This is a genomic window from Hymenobacter lapidiphilus (assembly GCF_003417065.2).
Taxonomy (GTDB): domain Bacteria; phylum Bacteroidota; class Bacteroidia; order Cytophagales; family Hymenobacteraceae; genus Hymenobacter.
This window is the reverse complement of record NZ_QVLT01000006.1, coordinates 1-16,545: the sequence shown is the minus strand read 5'-3', so window position 1 is coordinate 16,545 and position 16,545 is coordinate 1. Positions and strand designations below refer to the sequence as shown.

The 16,545-nt window shown below is 59.6% G+C and carries 13 protein-coding genes and 1 pseudogene; 3 read left to right on the top strand and 11 right to left on the bottom strand.

What is annotated here, in order from left to right; all coding sequences use genetic code 11:
* Positions 1 to 132: 132 nt before the first annotated feature.
* The 3 genes from gatA to D0N36_RS05025 all read right to left on the bottom strand — a co-directional run bounded on the left by gatA (position 133) and on the right by D0N36_RS05025 (position 2,319).
* On the bottom strand, positions 133 to 1,560 hold the full coding sequence (gene gatA, locus D0N36_RS05035; protein WP_116940438.1) for an Asp-tRNA(Asn)/Glu-tRNA(Gln) amidotransferase subunit GatA: 1,428 nt from the start codon (positions 1,558 to 1,560) through the stop codon (positions 133 to 135).
* Between the two features lie 139 nt (positions 1,561 to 1,699).
* Positions 1,700 to 2,074, bottom strand: coding sequence for a Sec-independent protein translocase subunit TatA/TatB (locus D0N36_RS20075; RefSeq protein ID WP_116940329.1), 375 nt, complete (start codon positions 2,072 to 2,074; stop codon positions 1,700 to 1,702).
* An 11-nt stretch (positions 2,075 to 2,085) separates the two neighbouring features.
* Positions 2,086 to 2,319, bottom strand: a complete 234-nt coding sequence (locus tag D0N36_RS05025) for a Sec-independent protein translocase subunit TatA/TatB (RefSeq protein WP_092738616.1) — start codon at positions 2,317 to 2,319, stop codon at positions 2,086 to 2,088.
* 310 nt (positions 2,320 to 2,629) lie between these two features.
* Between D0N36_RS05025 and D0N36_RS05020 the strand changes: the two genes are divergently transcribed.
* Complete coding sequence (locus D0N36_RS05020; protein WP_116940328.1) at positions 2,630 to 3,586, top strand: GAF domain-containing DNA-binding protein; 957 nt, start codon at positions 2,630 to 2,632, stop codon at positions 3,584 to 3,586.
* A gap of 375 nt (positions 3,587 to 3,961) precedes the next feature.
* Here D0N36_RS05020 and D0N36_RS05015 read toward each other — a convergent pair whose 3' ends face one another.
* The 7 genes from D0N36_RS05015 to D0N36_RS04985 all read right to left on the bottom strand — a co-directional run bounded on the left by D0N36_RS05015 (position 3,962) and on the right by D0N36_RS04985 (position 12,191).
* Positions 3,962 to 5,329, bottom strand: coding sequence for a murein hydrolase activator EnvC family protein (locus tag D0N36_RS05015; RefSeq protein ID WP_242478807.1), 1,368 nt, complete (start codon positions 5,327 to 5,329; stop codon positions 3,962 to 3,964).
* Entirely contained in the window at positions 5,313 to 6,080 is a 768-nt protein-coding gene (locus D0N36_RS05010; RefSeq protein WP_116940327.1) for a DUF4292 domain-containing protein, read from the bottom strand. The genes D0N36_RS05015 and D0N36_RS05010 overlap by 17 nt, the downstream gene beginning before the upstream one ends.
* Entirely contained in the window at positions 6,073 to 7,911 is a 1,839-nt protein-coding gene (locus D0N36_RS05005) for a tetratricopeptide repeat protein (protein WP_190242524.1), read from the bottom strand. Before D0N36_RS05005 ends, D0N36_RS05010 begins: the two co-directional genes overlap by 8 nt.
* Positions 7,912 to 8,135: 224 nt before the next feature.
* Positions 8,136 to 9,149: a sugar phosphate nucleotidyltransferase gene (locus D0N36_RS05000; RefSeq protein ID WP_116940325.1), complete on the bottom strand. Its 1,014-nt coding sequence runs from the start codon at positions 9,147 to 9,149 to the stop codon at positions 8,136 to 8,138.
* A 132-nt stretch (positions 9,150 to 9,281) separates the two neighbouring features.
* On the bottom strand, positions 9,282 to 9,716 hold the full coding sequence (gene dut / locus D0N36_RS04995) for a dUTP diphosphatase (RefSeq protein WP_116940324.1): 435 nt from the start codon (positions 9,714 to 9,716) through the stop codon (positions 9,282 to 9,284).
* Positions 9,717 to 9,786: 70 nt separating this feature from the next.
* Entirely contained in the window at positions 9,787 to 11,286 is a 1,500-nt protein-coding gene (locus D0N36_RS04990) for a polysaccharide biosynthesis C-terminal domain-containing protein (RefSeq protein WP_116940323.1), read from the bottom strand.
* A gap of 113 nt (positions 11,287 to 11,399) precedes the next feature.
* On the bottom strand, positions 11,400 to 12,191 hold the full coding sequence (locus D0N36_RS04985) for an enoyl-CoA hydratase-related protein (RefSeq protein WP_116940322.1): 792 nt from the start codon (positions 12,189 to 12,191) through the stop codon (positions 11,400 to 11,402).
* 251 nt (positions 12,192 to 12,442) lie between these two features.
* Here D0N36_RS04985 and mscL point away from each other — a divergent pair, with 251 nt between their 5' ends.
* Together mscL and D0N36_RS04975 are read left to right on the top strand one after the other, a co-directional pair.
* Positions 12,443 to 12,868 (top strand): large conductance mechanosensitive channel protein MscL, encoded by a 426-nt coding sequence (mscL, locus tag D0N36_RS04980; RefSeq protein WP_116940321.1) that lies wholly within the window; start codon positions 12,443 to 12,445, stop codon positions 12,866 to 12,868.
* A gap of 173 nt (positions 12,869 to 13,041) precedes the next feature.
* The gene (locus D0N36_RS04975) at positions 13,042 to 13,521 is read left to right on the top strand and encodes a hypothetical protein (RefSeq protein ID WP_116940320.1); all 480 of its coding nucleotides are present in this window, start codon (positions 13,042 to 13,044) and stop codon (positions 13,519 to 13,521) included.
* A gap of 249 nt (positions 13,522 to 13,770) precedes the next feature.
* Here the strand turns inward: D0N36_RS04975 and infB are convergent.
* Positions 13,771 to 16,545 (bottom strand): annotated as a pseudogene (gene infB / locus D0N36_RS04970) (translation initiation factor IF-2); the annotation flags it as partial.

Below are 16,545 nucleotides of genomic sequence, written 5' to 3'. Positions count from 1 at the left end.
GCCAAAAATAGCACAGTTTATCAGAACTTCCAGCCCCGCGGCTTAAAGCAGCACTTTAGCTAACGGCTGTTAGCTATTAGCTGATAGCCGTTAGCTACATTCGAGAGGACAAAAACAGATGGCTATCAGCTATTAGCTAACGGCCAAATCAAGCGAGTTGGCGAAGGCCAGCAGCTGCGATTCGCGGAAGGCCCCGGCCAGTACCTGGAGGCCGATGGGCAGACCCTGAGAATCGAGGCCATTGGGCACCGAAATAGCCGGTACGCCCGCCAGGGAGGCCTGCACCGTGAAAATGTCGGCCAAGTACATGGATAGCGTGTCGCGGTCTTCATCGCCAATTCTGAAGGCCGTGGTGGGCGTGGTGGGCAGCACCAGGAAGTCGTAATCGCGCAGCAGCTCGTCGGTTTTCTCCTTGATGAGCCGGCGCACCCGCTGGGCCTTGGTGTAGTAGGCGTCGTAGTAGCTGGCGCTTAGCACAAAGGTGCCCAGCAGAATTCGGCGCTGCACTTCCGGGCCGAAACCCTGGGAGCGGGTTTTCTTGTAAAGCGACTCCAGATCCGTGACGTCGGGGGCGCGGTAGCCGAACTTCACCCCGTCGTAGCGGCTCAGGTTGGAGCTGGCCTCGGCCGTGGTCAGAATGTAGTAGGTGGGCACGATAAAGTCGAGGTACGGGAACTCCACGGCCTCCACCATGTGGCCCTGGCCGCGCAGCTGCTCCAGTGCGCTTTCGGTGGCCGCCTTTATTTCGGGGTTGAGGCCCGGGCGCACCAGGCAGTCTTGGATGTAGCCGATGCGGTACTGGGGCGCGGGCGTCAGCTCCTGGCTGTAGGCGGGCACCGGCTGCTGGCTCACGGTACTATCGAACTCATCGGGGCCGGCCATTACTTCGAGCAGGAGGGCGGCGTCCTCCACCGAGCGGGTGAGGGTACCGATCTGGTCGAACGACGAAGCGTAGGCCACCAGCCCGTAGCGGGAAATGCGCGAATACGTGGGCTTGAAGCCCACAATGCCGCAAAAAGCCGCTGGCTGGCGCACCGAGCCGCCCGTGTCGGAGCCAATCGAGGCCAGGCACATATCGGCCTGCACGGCCACCGCCGACCCGCCCGACGAGCCGCCGGGCACCCGGTCGGGTGCAATGGCGTTGCGAACCGGCCCGAAGTAGGAGCTTTCGTTGGAGGCGCCCATGGCAAACTCGTCGCAGTTCTGGCGGCCTATCAGAATGGCGTCCTCATCGAGCAGCCGCTGCACGGCCGTGCCGGTAAACAACGACTTGAAACCGTCGAGGATATGGCTGCTGCTTTGCAGCGCGTGGCCTTCGTAGGCCAGCACGTCTTTCAGGCCGATAACCATGCCGGCGAGCTTGCCGGCCGTACCGGCGGCCAGCTTGGCATCTACGGCCACGGCTTGGGCGCGGGCCTCCTCGGGCCACACTTCCAGAAAAGCGTTGAGGTTTTCCTGCCGGGCAATATTGTCGAGGTAGTGCTCAACCAGCTGCCGGCACGAAACAGTGCCGGCGGCAATTTCGCGGCGTACTTCGGAAAGGGAATCGAAACGTCTCAAGACGAAGAAATTAAAGAGGAGGCCTGCGAGCGAAGCGAGGCGGAAGCGCGAAAATAGCACCATCACCGCTAAAAACAGAACCGCCGGCAGATTTCGGCTGCCGGCGGTTCGGATACTACTTAGCTGAAAGCGGCTGAAACTAGCTCGTCTGATCGAGGCGCGAACGTTCGGGCTCGGTGGTTAGCGGCTCGGGCGTTACGACGGGCGCAATGCCACCGTCCATGGGTGGAGCTATAACAGGGGCAGCCTCGGCTACCGGCGCAGCGGGCTGGTAGGCCTGCTGTGGCTGCTCCTGAAACTGCTGCTGGTAGGGCTGCTGGGCCGGCTGACCGTAGTTCTCGACCTCGCTGCGAATCTCGCGCGAAGCATCTTTGAACTCACGGATACCTTTGCCCAAGCCCCGAGCCAGCTCAGGAATCTTGTTGGCTCCAAAGAAAATCAGGATGACCACCATAATGAGCATAAGCTCAGCACCACCGATGTCACCTAAAAACAAAAAGAAAGGCGTTTGCATAGCTAAAGGGGTTATTGACGGGGCGCAGCCGGGTCGTTGGGGTTAGCCGGGTTTACGGGCCGGTCGCGGAATTCAGGCTTTTCTTCCTTGGAAGCGTCCTTGAACTCGCGAATGCCCTGGCCCATGCCGCGGAACAGTTCCGGAATGCGCTTGGCTCCGAAGAGCAGGATGATGGCTAGACCGATGAGCAGGATTTCGGTACCACCAAAGTTACCGATTCCGAGCAGGAGGGTGGCAAAGTTCATATGTAGCAGACCCGGGGGCCAGAATTAGAAGGTCAAAGGAGAGTATACGCAACGCATGCGTGGCCAGATTGTAAATGTACCCCATAATTTGAAAAACAGTTCCGCTAGCCCATCCATATCCCCACGGTTGGTGCAGCCAGCCGCGTTTTCTATCCGGTCCTTATACTGGCCGAAGAAACCCAGCCAGTAAAGGGTGCTATTGATCCGGTAAAAGGTCCGCTTTAGCGGTTTCACCCCTTTCAAGTGGGGTAGGCTATGTTATTTAGTGACTCCAGAAGGCAATTTCCCCTTTATATTTTACTGCAATACTATGCTGTTGGAAGAAACAACTTCCTCTCCCAAGGTGCAGGCCAGCCTTTCGCGGGCACAGGAAATTCGGCGGCTTACGGCCCTGCAATCCTATGAAATCCTGGACACCGCCCAGGAAACCGCCTTCGACGATTTGGCGCGGCTGGCCTCTATTATCTGCAACACACCCATCTCGCTGGTTTCGCTACTCGATGGCGAGCGGCAATGGTTTAAGGCCTGCACCGACCAGAACTGGCCCGCCAGCACGCCCCGCGAGCTGGCTTTCTGCCAGCACGCCATTCAGGGCCGTACGCTTTACGAGGTAGAAGATGCTGCCTGCCACCCCTTGTTCGAGCACAACCAGTTGGTAACCGGCGAGCCCAACATGCGCTTTTATGCCGGTTACCCGCTGCTCACGCCTCAGGGCGATGCGCTGGGCACGCTTTGCGTTATCGATACCGTACCCCGCCGCCTCACCGATGGCCAGCGCGATGCCTTGGCTGTGCTGAGCCGCGAGGTAGTGGCCCACCTGGAACTGCGCCGGGCTCGCCTCGAACTGGAGCAGGAGCGGCGTAAGCTCGACGACCTGTTGCGCCTGGCCAATGGCACGGCCGAGAGCCTGTACCTAAGCAAAAGCCAGAACGAAATATTTATCAAGCAGGATAGCAAGCTGCTGCGCCTGAAAACAGCCGACATCCGCTACGTGGAAGCTTTGGGCGACTACGTGAACATCTACGCGGGCCCCGAGCGGTTTACCATCTACAGCACGATGAAGGAGCTGGAAGCCCGGCTGCCGGCCCGCGACTTCGCCCGCGTGCACCGCAAGTACATCGTGCGCCTCGACCGCATTATTGCTATCGAAAGCGACGCGCTGCTGGTGGAGGCCGACCGTGGTGCCGATGGTGGCCCCAGCCTGCTACCCGTACCCATTGGCAACTCATTTAAAGCCGGGCTGCTAAGTCGACTCAACCTCGTCTGAGTCTGTTGGCCCGGCCGCAACGCACAGATAGAGCCTTTCGCCGAGAGAAAATGGTTATTGGGCGAAATTGAGAACGGGAGGGCTTTACCCTCCAGTATCTTTCGCCTGGTTATCGGGAGTTTACCCTGCCAGTAGCGGTTAGTTATAGCTGCACGCCGGTAGCGGGGGATTCCGGTAGCTAAGTTTGTTTTCATAGCTCGGAAAGCCCGGTTCCTTTGGATCCGGGTTTTTTTATTGGTGAAATTTTCCAGAAAGCACCCTGCATCAGCGAGTCCGTCGTGCTCCAGCGCTGCGGACGCCTGATGGAGCATGACGGGCTGCTGACTTTTTGGACGGCTTCGGGAGTTGGTGATAAATGCCCTCCACCACCGGCGCTTATTTCCGGCCAAGCCAATTTTCGGGGTTAAGGTTAGCACTGTTGCGCCAGACCTGGAACTGCACTTCGGAGGTGCCCTCGGAGTTGGTCGAAACCGTGCCCAGCGTCTGGCGGGCCTCAATGGTCTGGCCCTCGCTCACGCTCACGTTGCGCAGCTTGGCATACACCGTGAAGTAGTCGCCGTGCTGCACCATCACGATGTTGCCCATGCCCGGCACGCTGGCTACCGTAAGCACTTTGCCACTGAACACGGCCCGTACCGGCTCGCCGGAGTTGGTCTGGATATCAACGCCGCGGTTCTCCACCACCACGTTTTTGAGTATCGGGTGGTTGTGGCGGCCGAAGCGCTGACTGATGAAGCCTTTACCTACGGGCCAGGGCAGGTGGCCCCGGTTGTCGGTGAAGGAGGCGGCCAGCTTGGCCGTTTCGGGCGTCAGGGTTACGCGGTCGGTGCGTTCGGCCCGGGTGGCGGCAGCTTCTTCGGCGGCGGCGGTAGCGGGGGTGCGCGAGGTAGTACTGGGGCTGCGGCCGGGGTTGTCCGCCACCTCGGCGGCGCGGGCCTTGGCTGCCGCCCTACGCGCGGCTTCGCGGGCCGCGCGGGCAATTTCTTCGCGGACGCGTAGCGCAATCAGGTTATCAAGCCGGCTGATTGCCCGCTGCCGGTTGGCCAGTTCCTTGCGCAGGCCTTCTTCCTGCTGGGTGAGCTTGGTAATCACCTGGTCCTGCTGCACTTTCAGCGTAGTCAGGGTTTTCTTTTCGGAAAGCTGGGTGGTGAGCAGCGAGCCTTTTTCCTGGCGCTGCCGTTGCAGGCCGGTTAGCTGCTGGCCCAAGCGCTGCTGGGCCTGGGTAATCTGGGTAGCCTGGGCCTGGCGCACCTCGGTGTACTGCCGGATGTAGCGCAAGCGCAGCAGGAACTGGTTGAACGACTCGGCCGCAAACAAGAACATGAGGCGGTTGTAGCCGTTGGCCGTTTTCGAGCCGGCATAAATCAGGCGGGCATACTCGGCCTTGAGGCGCTCCAGCCGCTGGCGCGTCTGCTGCACCTGGCCTTCGGTCTGCTGCACGTCGCCCTCAATATAGCGCAGCTCCGAACTGATGTTTTTGATGACGCCCTGCTGCACCACCAGCTTTTCCTGAATGGCGTTGAGCTGGCCCACCGACGCCTGCTTTTTCTGCTGGGTCTGGGCCAGAATGCGGCTGGTTTCTTTGATGCGCTTGAGATTGGCTCGCCGCTCGCGTTCCAGCTGGGCTTTGCTTTTTTTGGCGGTAGGTGCTTTTTTTTGGGCCAGTGCTACTGGGGCCATCGAGCCAGCCAGCAGCAAGAGCAGCAACAACCGCAGCCAGCCGGTTTTACTTCTTGCGCACATAGCCTTTGGGTACGGAAAACGGGAATTGCAACCGGCCCTTATCCAAGTCGACGGCCCGGTAGGTGAGCGTAACCAGGGTAGGAGCCTGCTGGTGCTGCTGCACCTGCACCTGAGTTTCGAAGGCGAAGGGTTGGGGGTTGCTTTCGAGCTGACGGAAATCGGCGTAGTCTACCGTTATCTGGTTGGCCCGCACCGAGTCCTGCACCAGCAGCTGGCGCGGGCGGCCCTGGGCCAGATCTACAAGCTGCATAATAAGCAGGCCGGCCTGCGCGTAGCGCACCCGCTGCACCGTACCCTCGGTTGTTACGACCGGCTGGGTGTCGGGGCTGATGGGTGCCAGGTAGTTGCCCAGCAGCAAAGCCTGCAGCATGTCGAAGGTAACGGGCACGTTCAGTCGCTGGCTCAGGTAGGCAAAATCGCCCGAGTAGTACTCGCGGCGCAGCTTATCAATCACCTGTACCGAGTCGCGGGTGATGTAGAGCCGCCCGCCCTCAATGCCCAGCAGCGACGCCGACAGCCAGATGACGCTGTCTTTGCGCATGCGTAGGTTCACGTTGGCGCTCTGGTCGCCAAACTGGGCTTTGCCCTTGGCCGTCATGAACTGGAAATCGAGGTTAGCGGCCTTCACGGCCTCCGGCATCGGGGGAGTGGTGGTGCTGGTAGCGGTGGGCAGCAGCTTTTTGGTGCAACTGCCTAACAGTAGCGGCAGGGCCAGTAGTACGCTCAGCAGCAGCGCGGGGCGGTTATTCATACAGCTTTTTGTCCTTTATTTTTCGGTTGATGAGCGCCGAGGCGCCGCCTTTCTGGTCGGCCCGCTGCCACTCGGCCACGGCCCGGTCCTTCTCGCCGAGCTGAAACAGCACGTCGCCGTAATGTTCCACAATGGTCGCGTCGGAGGAGTGGAGCAGGGCGGTTTCGAGGGCCCGGCGGGCGCCGGCGTAGTCCTTCAGCTGATACAGCACCCAGGCGTAGGTGTCGAGGTAAGTAGGGTTTTCGGGGAACTGCTTCACCAGCTTGCCGGCCATTTCCTTCGCCTTGTCCAGCTTTTCGCGCCTTACCGACAGAAAGTAGCTGTAGTTGTTGAGGGCCTGGGCGTTGTTGGCATCGAAAGTCAGGGCCGATTCGTAAGCGGCATCCGATTTGGGATAGTCCTGCAGCTCATGATACACGTCGCCGAGCTGGGTGTCGAACTGGGCCAGCAGCTCGGGGTTGTCGGTGGCCAGCTTGCGGCCGTATTCGAACGACTTGACGGCCTTGGCCGGCTGTTTTTCCAGCTGATGGCCTACGCCGTTGTAAAACCAGAGCGGTGCCTGGTTCGGAAACAGCTCCAGGGCCTGCGTGGTGTGGGCCAGCAACGAATCGGTCTGGCTCAGCTCGGCGTCGATCAGCACCACCTGCTGCCAGATCTGGTAGCGTGAGTTATCGAGGCGCAGGGCCCGCAGGTAGCTGGCGCGGGCGGCGGCCCGGTTGCCGGTCACAATTTCAATGTCGCCGGCAATGGAAAAGGCTTTGGCCTCGCGCGGATGAACCCGCATGGTAACGGCGGCCAGCCCGCGGGCCATTTCGTTGAGGCCGGGGTCGGGCAACTGCTTCAGGTACTCAATCAGAATGCGCACTTTGTCGTCGATATCGAGGCCGGGGCTCTCGAAAGCCAGTTTCAACTGGCGCTCCGACTCGGGCCGGTTGTTCTGGAGCCGGTACACGTCGGCCAGAATCATGCGGGCCCGGGGGTTATCAGGGTCCACGCGCAGGGCTTGGTTGGCCACCCGCACGGCGTCATCGAAGCGGCGGTTGGTGGCGTAGAGCTGCGCCTGGGCCAGCACATAGCGCGGCTCGTCGGGGTTCGATTTAATGAGCGACTCGCCTTCCAGCAGCGCCTGGTCGAGCTTATTCTGGCGCAGGTAAATCTGCTGTTTTTTAAACGATATTTCGTCCTGGGGGCCGAACTTCTGCTCGGCTTGCCCGAACGTCGTTAAGGCTTCATCAAGCCGGCCCTGGGCCACGTACAGGTCGGCCAGGTTGAACAGGTAGTAGTTGGAGTCGGGCACCCGCTCGATAAGCGCGGTATATACTTTGGTCGCTTCCTCGTACTGTTTCTGCGAGGTATAAATCTGGGCCAGCAGCAGGTAGTAGTAGGCGTTCTGTGGGTCGAGCCGTACGGCGGCCCGCCCAAAGTTGGTGGCGTCCTGCAGGTTGCCGCTTAGCAAGTTGGCCTCGGCAATCTTATAATTGACGGCCGCGTTGCCCGGGTTCAGAGCATAGGCTTTCAGCAGGCGCTCCAGGGCCTTGTTATAGTCTTCGAGCAGCACATACCGCACGCCATCCACAAAATAAGCCTCGCTCATCTCGCGCTCCTTGGGCGTGAGGACCCGCGGCTGCCGGGCGGCTTCATCGAGAGTGGCACGGCGGGCCAGCTCACGGCGCTCCTTACGGCTGAGCTTGCCCGGCTTAGCCTCCGGCTTGCTTTCCGGTCTGGCCTCGGCCGGCGGGGCTGCCGGGTCGGGCTTACGCTGGGCATACCCTGGCCCGGCCAGCAGCAGGCTCAACAGAAAGGGCAGCAGCAACGCGCGGAAGAGGGCCATAGGGAAAGCAGATAAGCCGGGAATAAGGGCCTGCCGTGAAGATAAAGAAAAGGCCGGCGGCCAGCTACAAAACGCAAGGCAGCTACAAAAGAGTACGTCATTCAGAATGAGGCGAATGATTTGGCGCATAGCCATTGAAACGGTTGCCGTTCAACGGTTTAACGTCAAAGTATTCGCCTCGCCCGAATGACGTACGGTTAGATAACAGCCAACGGCGCGAAATATTACAGCCGCATCGTATTGTAGTCGCCCACGCTCAGATCCAGCGACTTGCTGCTGAGGGTGGCATGCGAGCCAATCATCGAGCCCGCTAGGTTGGCATGCTCGATGGTGGCCGACTGCTGCACAATGCTGTTGGCCACTACCGAGCCACTGATGCGGCTGCCGGCGCCCACCGACACGTGCGGGCCAACTACGGAGTTGATAATCTGCACGTTTTCGCCCAGGTACACTGGCTCAATAATAACCGAATTGGTTACCTGTGCCGAGGAGGCAGTCAGCTTTTCGCCGCGCTCCTGCAAAAACTCCAGGTAGCGCTGGTTGGTGTACACGGTAGCGTCCTTGTTGCCACAGTCGAGCCACTCGGTTACGCGGCCGGGCACAAACTGGGTGCCCTTATTCTTCATGTTTTCAAGGGCATTGGTAAGCTGGTACTCGCCTTTGTCCATGATGTTGTTGTCGAGTAGGTACTGCAGCTCGCGCTTCAGGTACTCGCCGTCCTTGAAGTAGTAGATGCCGATAATGGCCAGATCCGACACGAACTCCTGGGGCTTCTCCACGAAGTCGGTAATCTGGCCGGCGGCGTCGAGCTTCACCACGCCGAAGGGCTTGGGATCTTCCACGCTCTGCACCCAGATGGTTCCATCCACGGACGTGTCGAGGGTGAAATCGGCTTTGAACAGCGTATCGGCGAAGGCTACTACTACGTGCCCATCAAGGGCCGACTGGGCGCACAGGATGGCGTGGGCGGTGCCCAGGGCTTCATCCTGGTAATGGATAGTACCCTTGCCGCCTACCGATTCGGCAATTTTAATGAGGTCCTGCTCCACCTCTTTCCCGAAGCTGCGCCCGATGATGAAGGCCACTTCCTCCACCGGCTCGGCGCACACTTTGGCAATGTCCTCCACCAGACGATGCACAATTGGTTTGCCGGCAATCGGAATCAGGGGCTTAGGAACGGTGAGCGTGTGGGGGCGCATGCGCTTACCCATACCAGCCATCGGGACGATGATTTTCATGCTGAGATTAATTAAGAATTTAGAATGAAAAATTAAAAATTATCAAAATGAAAAATGAAATATCAGTGGTTCAGCAAAAAAATAAATTATGCAGAATGACTGATGCTTAATTTCTTACTTTTAATTTTTAATTCATATACTGCCCGTGCTGCCGTAGCCGCCCGCGCCGCGGTTGGTTTCCGACAATGCCTCGGCCGGTTGCCAGGCTACTACTTCGTGGCGGGCCACCACAAGCTGGGCAATTCGCTCCCCATCCTGCACCACAAACTCCTGGTCTGAGAGGTTTACGAGCAGCACTTTCAGCTCGCCACGGTAGTCGGCATCAATGGTGCCGGGGCTGTTGACGAGGCCAATGCCATGCTTGTAGGCCAGCCCGCTGCGGGGCCGCACCTGCATCTCGTAGCCCACCGGAATTTCCAGAAACAGGCCCGTAGGGATGAGGGCGCGCTGCAAAGGCCCTAACGTAACCGGCGCGTCGAGGTTGGCCCGCACGTCGAGGCCGGCCGCGTGGGCAGTCTGATACTCGGGCAATGCATGGCGCGAGCGGTTAATAACGGGAATCTGCATGGGGCAAAGATAGGTTTTGGGCTACAAGCTTTAAGCTACAAGCCGCAAGCGCGTTCAAAAAGCCTGTAGCTTAAATACTCCGCAGCCGCCGGCCTTCCACGGCGGCCACCAGGCCCACAAAGCCCAGCGTGAGCAGGGCATGGAAGCCGTAGCGGCCCCAGCCGGGCGCTACCGGCACATACCAGCTAATGGCTACCACGGCCACGGCTACCAGCACCCACACCAGCAGCCGCGCCACCGGGTAGGGTACCGGGAAGTGCCGCTCGCCCAGCCACCAGCATAAAGCGGCCATCATAAAGTAGCAGGCCAGCGTGGCCAGCGCCGAGCCCATGTAGCCCAGCAGCGGAATCAGCAGGAAGTTGAGGGCAATGGTGAGCACGGCCCCGCCGAAGCTAATGTAGGTGCCATAATACGTCTTGTCGGTGAGCTTGAACCACACCGACAGGTTCCAGTACACGCCCAGAAACAGGTTGGCCAGCAGTAGTACCGGCACCACGGCCAGCCCCTGCAGGTATTCGTTCCCATGTAGAAACAGCTTAGCTACCAGGTCCAGGTTCACGCTCACGCCCACAAACAGCATAGCGCAGCACAGCGTGAACCATTTGAGCACCAGCGCAAACGTGCGGGGCGAGTTCTGGTCGGTGCTCTGGGCGAAGAAGAACGGCTCGGCTGCGTATTTGAAGGCCTGAATAACGAGGCTCATCAAAATGCTGAGCTTGTAGCAGGCTCCGTACACGCCCACTGCCGTCAGGCTGCTCTGGCCGGGGTAGAAGTTCTTGGGCAGCCACATGGGCAGCAGAATCCGGTCGAGTGTTTCGTTCACCATACCCGCTAGGCCCATCAGCATAATGGGGTAGGCGTAGCGCAGCATGGGCCGCAACGGCTCCAGGTTCAGGCGGAAGCTGAAGTCGGTCAGCTCACGACCCAGCAGCAGCAGTGTGAAGGCACTGGCCGCCGCATTCGAGATAAACACGTAGCCCACGCCGATGGATGGGTCGTAGATAGCCCGCACCAGCGGCTGCAGCCCCAACAGGTACTTGCCGGCCAGAATATCGGGGCAGGCAATGATGAAAAACAGATTCAGGCCCACGTTGAGGCCGATGTTGGCCAGCCGGATGGTAGCAAACTTACGGGCCTTGTTCTCGAGGCGCAGGCGGGCGAAGGGCAGAGCTGCCAGCGCATCAAGGCCCAGAATGGCCGCAATCCAATAGGCGTAGTGCTCGTGGCCGGGGGGCAGCCCCAGCAGCCCCATCAGCGGGCGGGCCAGCAGTAGCAGCAGCAACGTGAGCACCACGCTGCTAAGCAGCAGCATGGTCAGCGACCGGTCGTAGAGCTCCTGCCGGTCGGTGCCGGGGCGGTTGGCGAAGCGGAAATACGTGGTTTCCATGCCGTAGGTGAACACCACGTTCAGAAACGACACGTAGGCAAACAGCCCCGTTACGATGCCGTACTCGGCCGCCGCAAAGCGCGCGGTGTACATGGGCACCAGCAGAAAGTTGACCACCCGGCCCACAATACTGCTCACCCCATAAATAGCCGTCTGTGAAGCCAGCTTTTTCGCTAAACTCATTTTTTATTCAACTAAAAATTAAGAGTGAAAAATTAAAAATGACCGTTGGGTTCACTGCGTCATGCTGAATGGGTTGGTTTTACCAGTCACTTTTAATTTTTCACTTTAAATTTTTAGTTGCCCGTAAAGGCTGCCGGACGCTTCTCCAGGAAAGCGGTAGTACCCTCTTTGAAGTCGTCGGAAGCGAAGCAGCGGCCGAAACCCTGGGCTTCGGTCTGGTAGCCGTGGCGCTGCTGGTCGTAGTAGGCATTCACCGCGTCGAGGCACAGGCCCACAGCCAGCGGGGCCTTGCCCAGGATGCGCGTGAGTAGCTGGCGGCTGAAGTCGAGCAGCTCGGCCTGGGGCACCACGTGGTTGACGAGGCCCAGACGCAAGGCCTCATCGGCCTTCACCATGTCGGCCGTCAGCAGCAGCTCAATGGCCTTGCCCTTGCCCACCAGCTGGGCCAGGCGCTGGGTGCCGCCGTAACCCGGAATCAGGCCCAGGTTTACCTCGGGCTGGCCGAAGCGGGCGTTTTCGGAAGCTACCCGAATGTGGCAAGCCATGGCCAGCTCGCAGCCGCCGCCCAGCGCAAAACCGTTCACGGCGGCAACAACGGGCTTGCCGCTTTCTTCAATCCGGCCGAATATTTCCTGGCCCCGCTCCGACGCCTTGCGGGCCGCTAGTACATCGAGCTTGGCCAGCTCGGCAATATCGGCTCCGGCTACAAACGCCTTCTCGCCGCTGCCCGTCAGCAGAATGCCGCGTACCTGCGCATCATCCTGGGCCTGTGCGAAGGCGTTGCCGATATCCTCGATGGTCGCGGCATTGAGGGCATTGAGTTTATCGGGGCGGTTGACGGTGATGGTGAGGATACCGGAAGCGGCATCGAGGTCGTAGAGCAGCGTGGTGAAAGAAGTGGGCATGGAGGTGGGAGAGGGAGATGATGTTGAACTAGTGCGGAGGCCAAAGATAGAACGAAATGCTGCTCCCCATCCGACCCCAACCAACCGCCCCTGAAGCCGGCTGAGCGCCTGAGAGGTGGTGTTGGGCGAAATAACGTGCCGGGCGAGATGCTAAAAGGGGACCTTTGGGCTTACTCCCTAACCGATGTTCGTTTAAATAGGAAAAACTCTATCTTGAACTCGCATTTTTCTCTCTCAATCATTTTTCGCGTATGGGTTTTATTTCTGAATTCAAGGAGTTCATCTCGAAGGGCAACGTGCTTGACCTAGCCGTTGGTGTTATCATCGGTGGAGCCTTTGGCAAAATCGTGACCTCGCTCACCGACGATATCCTGATGCCCATTCTGACGCTACTTACCGGCGGCCTCGATTTCAAGGAGTGGTACCTCTCGCTCGACGGAAAAACTTACGCTACGCTGGCTTTGGCCAAGGAAGCGAAGGCTGCCACCATCAACTACGGCCTGTTCCTGAACGCCATCATCACGTTCCTGCTCATGGCCTTTGCCATTTTCTGGCTGGTGAAAATTGCTAACCGCTACAAGAGGCCTCAAGAAGTAGTGGCCGTAGCTGATCCTATTCCAACCAAGGAGGAAATACTGCTCACCGAAATCCGCGACGCGCTCCGTAACCGGGCCTAGGTTGCAGGGTTCGTGCTGGCTAAGCCGGCTTTGGCTGCCTTCGGGCCGCCAGGGCCGGCTTTGTTGTATCTGGTTGGAAAGCCCACCCATAACTTTTTGCGCGCTTTGAACTAACTTCGCTAGGGGCCAGTTCGTTTGCTGAATTCCCAACTGCTGAACTTTTCGCCGTTTTGATGAACAAATTGCTTTCCCTGCTGGCGCTTGCCGCCGTTACCTGGGCCACTGCCCCCGCCGCCCGTGCCCAAACGGCCGTGCTCGACGGCCAGACCCGGGAGGAAACCCAGACCCGGCAGACTACTCAGAAACAGACCCGCAAGCGTGGTAAGGCCTCGGCCGACGATGTGGTGAACATGCAGCGCCGCATGAACATGAACGCCGAGGAAAGCAAGCGCGACCAGCAGCTGGAGGTGCTCGATGCTCGCTCGGGTGCAGGCAACTCCAGCCTCAGCCGCGCCGATGGCGGCTACCGCCAGTATGATAAGGGCAGCGGCGGCTTCACGGTGCGCAAGTTCAAAGACAAGCGCGTTGGGGCCAAACCACCCAAGCGCGGCCAGACTCGCCAAGGTGGGTACGTCAATCCCAAGGGCAAGCCTATGACTGACAAACAAAGGAGCAACCGTAACCGCACCAAAAAAGGCTTCCTGTTTTTTTAAGCAGCGAGGAGCGATATAAAACCAATGCGCCCATGCCTGCTTGTAAAGCAACGCCCCTGTCCTTTGATGGATAGGGGCCGGTTGCTTTACAAGCAGGCATGGGTGAGTCGACTGACACACTTAATAGCACTTCTTTTGAAAGCCAATGGCCGCTATCCTGCTTGTAGGATAACGGCCATTGACTTGTCTATAAAGAAGAGCTTGCCAATCATGCTGCTAAAAGCAGCGTTCTGGCAGCGCAGCAGCTGACTACAGCGTCCGCTTGATCTCCTGCTCTTCGAAGCCTTCGATGTTGTCGCCCTCCTGGAGGTCGTCGAAGTCCTTGAGCGAGATACCGCACTCGTAGCCCTGGCGTACTTCCGACACATCGTCTTTGTAGCGCTTGAGGTCCTTGATGCCGCCCGAGTACACCACAATGCCATTGCGCACGAGACGCACTTTGGTTTTGCGGGTAAACGTACCGTCGGTAACCATACAGCCACCGATGGCGCCCACCTTGGTAATATTGAACACCTGGCGAACTTCGGCGTTGGCCACCACCACTTCCTTCACCGTCGGGGCCAGCATGCCTTCCATGGCATCCTTCACCTCGTTGATGGCGTTGTAAATGATGGAGTAGAGGCGGATATCGATCTGCTCCTGCTCGGCCAGCTTGCGGGCACTGATGGAAGGCCGCACCTGGAAACCGATGATGATGGCGTCGGAAGCCGAAGCCAGCAACACATCGGACTCGGAAATAGCACCCACCCCTTTGTTGAGGATGTTGATGGCAATTTCCGGGGTGCTGAGCTTGAGCAGTGAGTCGGCCAGGGCTTCCACCGAGCCGTCCACGTCGCCCTTTACAATCACGTTCAGCTCCTTAAACGAGCCGATAGCCAGACGGCGACCAATCTCGTCGAGGGTGATATGCTTCTTGGTGCGCATGCTCTGCTCGCGGGCCAGCTGCTGACGCTGGGTGGCCAGTTCGCGGGCTTCGCGCTCCGTTTCCATTACCTGGATTTTGTCGCCGGCCTGGGGCGCGCCCGTCAGACCAAGAACCTGCACCGGGGTTGCCGGACCAGCCTTCTTCATCTTCTTGCCGCGGTGGTCGGTCATGGCTTTCACGCGGCCAAAGTGCGGACCAGCCAGCACGATGTCGCCTACTTCCATGGTGCCGGTCTGCACCAGAATGGTGGTTACGTAGCCACGGCCCTTATCGAGCGAGGCTTCGATAACCGTACCCACGGCCTTGCGGTCGGGGTTGGCTTTGAGCTCGAGCAACTCGGCTTCGAGCAGCACTTTCTCCAGCAGATCATCAATACCAGCACCGGTTTTGGCCGATACTTCCTGGCTCTGATACTTGCCGCCCCATTCTTCCACCAGAATGTTCATAACCGACAGCTCCTCGCGTACCTTATCAGGGTTGGCGCCGGGCTTGTCAATCTTGTTGAGGGCAATAACGATGGGTACACCAGCCGCTTGGGCGTGGTTGATGGCTTCCCGGGTCTGGGGCATTACCGAGTCGTCGGCCGCTACCACGATGATGGCAATGTCGGTGACTTTGGCACCACGGGCTCGCATGGCGGTAAAGGCTTCGTGACCCGGTGTGTCCAGGAACGTCACGCGCTTATCCGACTTGGTCATCACGTCGTAGGCTCCGATGTGCTGGGTGATACCGCCGGCTTCGCCTTTGGCTACCGTGGCACTCCGGATGTAGTCAAGCAGCGAGGTCTTGCCGTGGTCGACGTGGCCCATGATGGTCACGATGGGGGCGCGGGGCTGCAGATCAGCCTCGTCGTCCTCAATTTCGGCTACCGTTTCCTCTTCCTCGGCCGACAGGAACTCAATATCGTAGCCGAACTCGTCGGCAATTACGGTAATGGCTTCGGCGTCGAGGCGCTGGTTGATGGAGACGAACATGCCCATATTCAGGCACACCTTAATCACTTCGTTCACCGACACGTCCATGAGCGACGCCAGGTCGTTGGCCGAGATAAACTCGGTTACTTTCAGCGTCTTGGAGTCGAGCTCGTTCTGAGCACGCATCGCCTCGCGGTCATCGGCTGCGTTGCTACGCTTATCGCGGCGGTACTTGGCGCGGTTCTGCGACTGACCACGGCCGCCGCTGAGCTTGGCCAGCGTAGCCTTGATCTGCTCCTGAATCTGCTTGTCGTTCTGCTCGGGGGTAAGCGGCGCAGCAGGCTGGCGGGGGGCACCAGCACCAGCGCGGCCACCAGTTCCCCGGTTGGCAGCTGGGCCAGTACCAGTCGGACGGGCACCTTGGCTAGGGCTTACTGGACGAGAGTTACCGGTTCCAGCAGTCTGGCCGGGGCCATTCATCGGGATACGCTGGCGCTTTTTCTTATCGGCGCTGATGCCGCTCTTCCGCACATCGGACGAGGCCACCGGGCGGGCACCCCGGCCGCCGCGGCGCGACGAGTCGGTGGGCAGCTCGATTTTGCCCAGTACCGTCAGGCCCTTGAGCTGGTCGGCTTTGGCAACGATGGTATTGTCTTCGGCAGGCGCATCAGCAGCCGGCGTGGCCGCGGCCGGAGCAGCAACCGGTGTAGCTGGAGTGCTGGCAGCTGGCTTGGCTTCGGCGACGGGCTTGGCGGCCTCAGCAGCTTCGGTAGGCTTGGCAGCGGCTTCCGGGGCTTTCGCCTCGGGTGCCTTTGGTTGTGCAGGTGCTTTGGCTTCCGTTGCTTTTGCCTCGGGAGCCTTAGCCTCCGGAGCCTTGGCTTCGGCAGGAGCTTTCGCTTCCGTTGCTTTGGCCTCGGCTACTTTGGGCTCTGCAGCTTTGGGTGCCGGGGCTTTGGCTTCCGTTGCTTTCGCTTCGGGTGCTTTGGCTTCAGGAGTTTTGGCTTCGGCGGCAACCGCAGGCTTTTCAGCCTTGGGGCGCACGGGGCGGCCTTTCGAGTCTAGCTCGATTTTTGCCCATCACCTTCAGACCCGGCACGCGGTTGGTGTCGGCGGCTTCGGGGGGCAGGGGTTGGGGGCTGGCTCAGGCGTGGCCGGCGTGACGGGCTTGGCGGGCTTGGCGGCCGG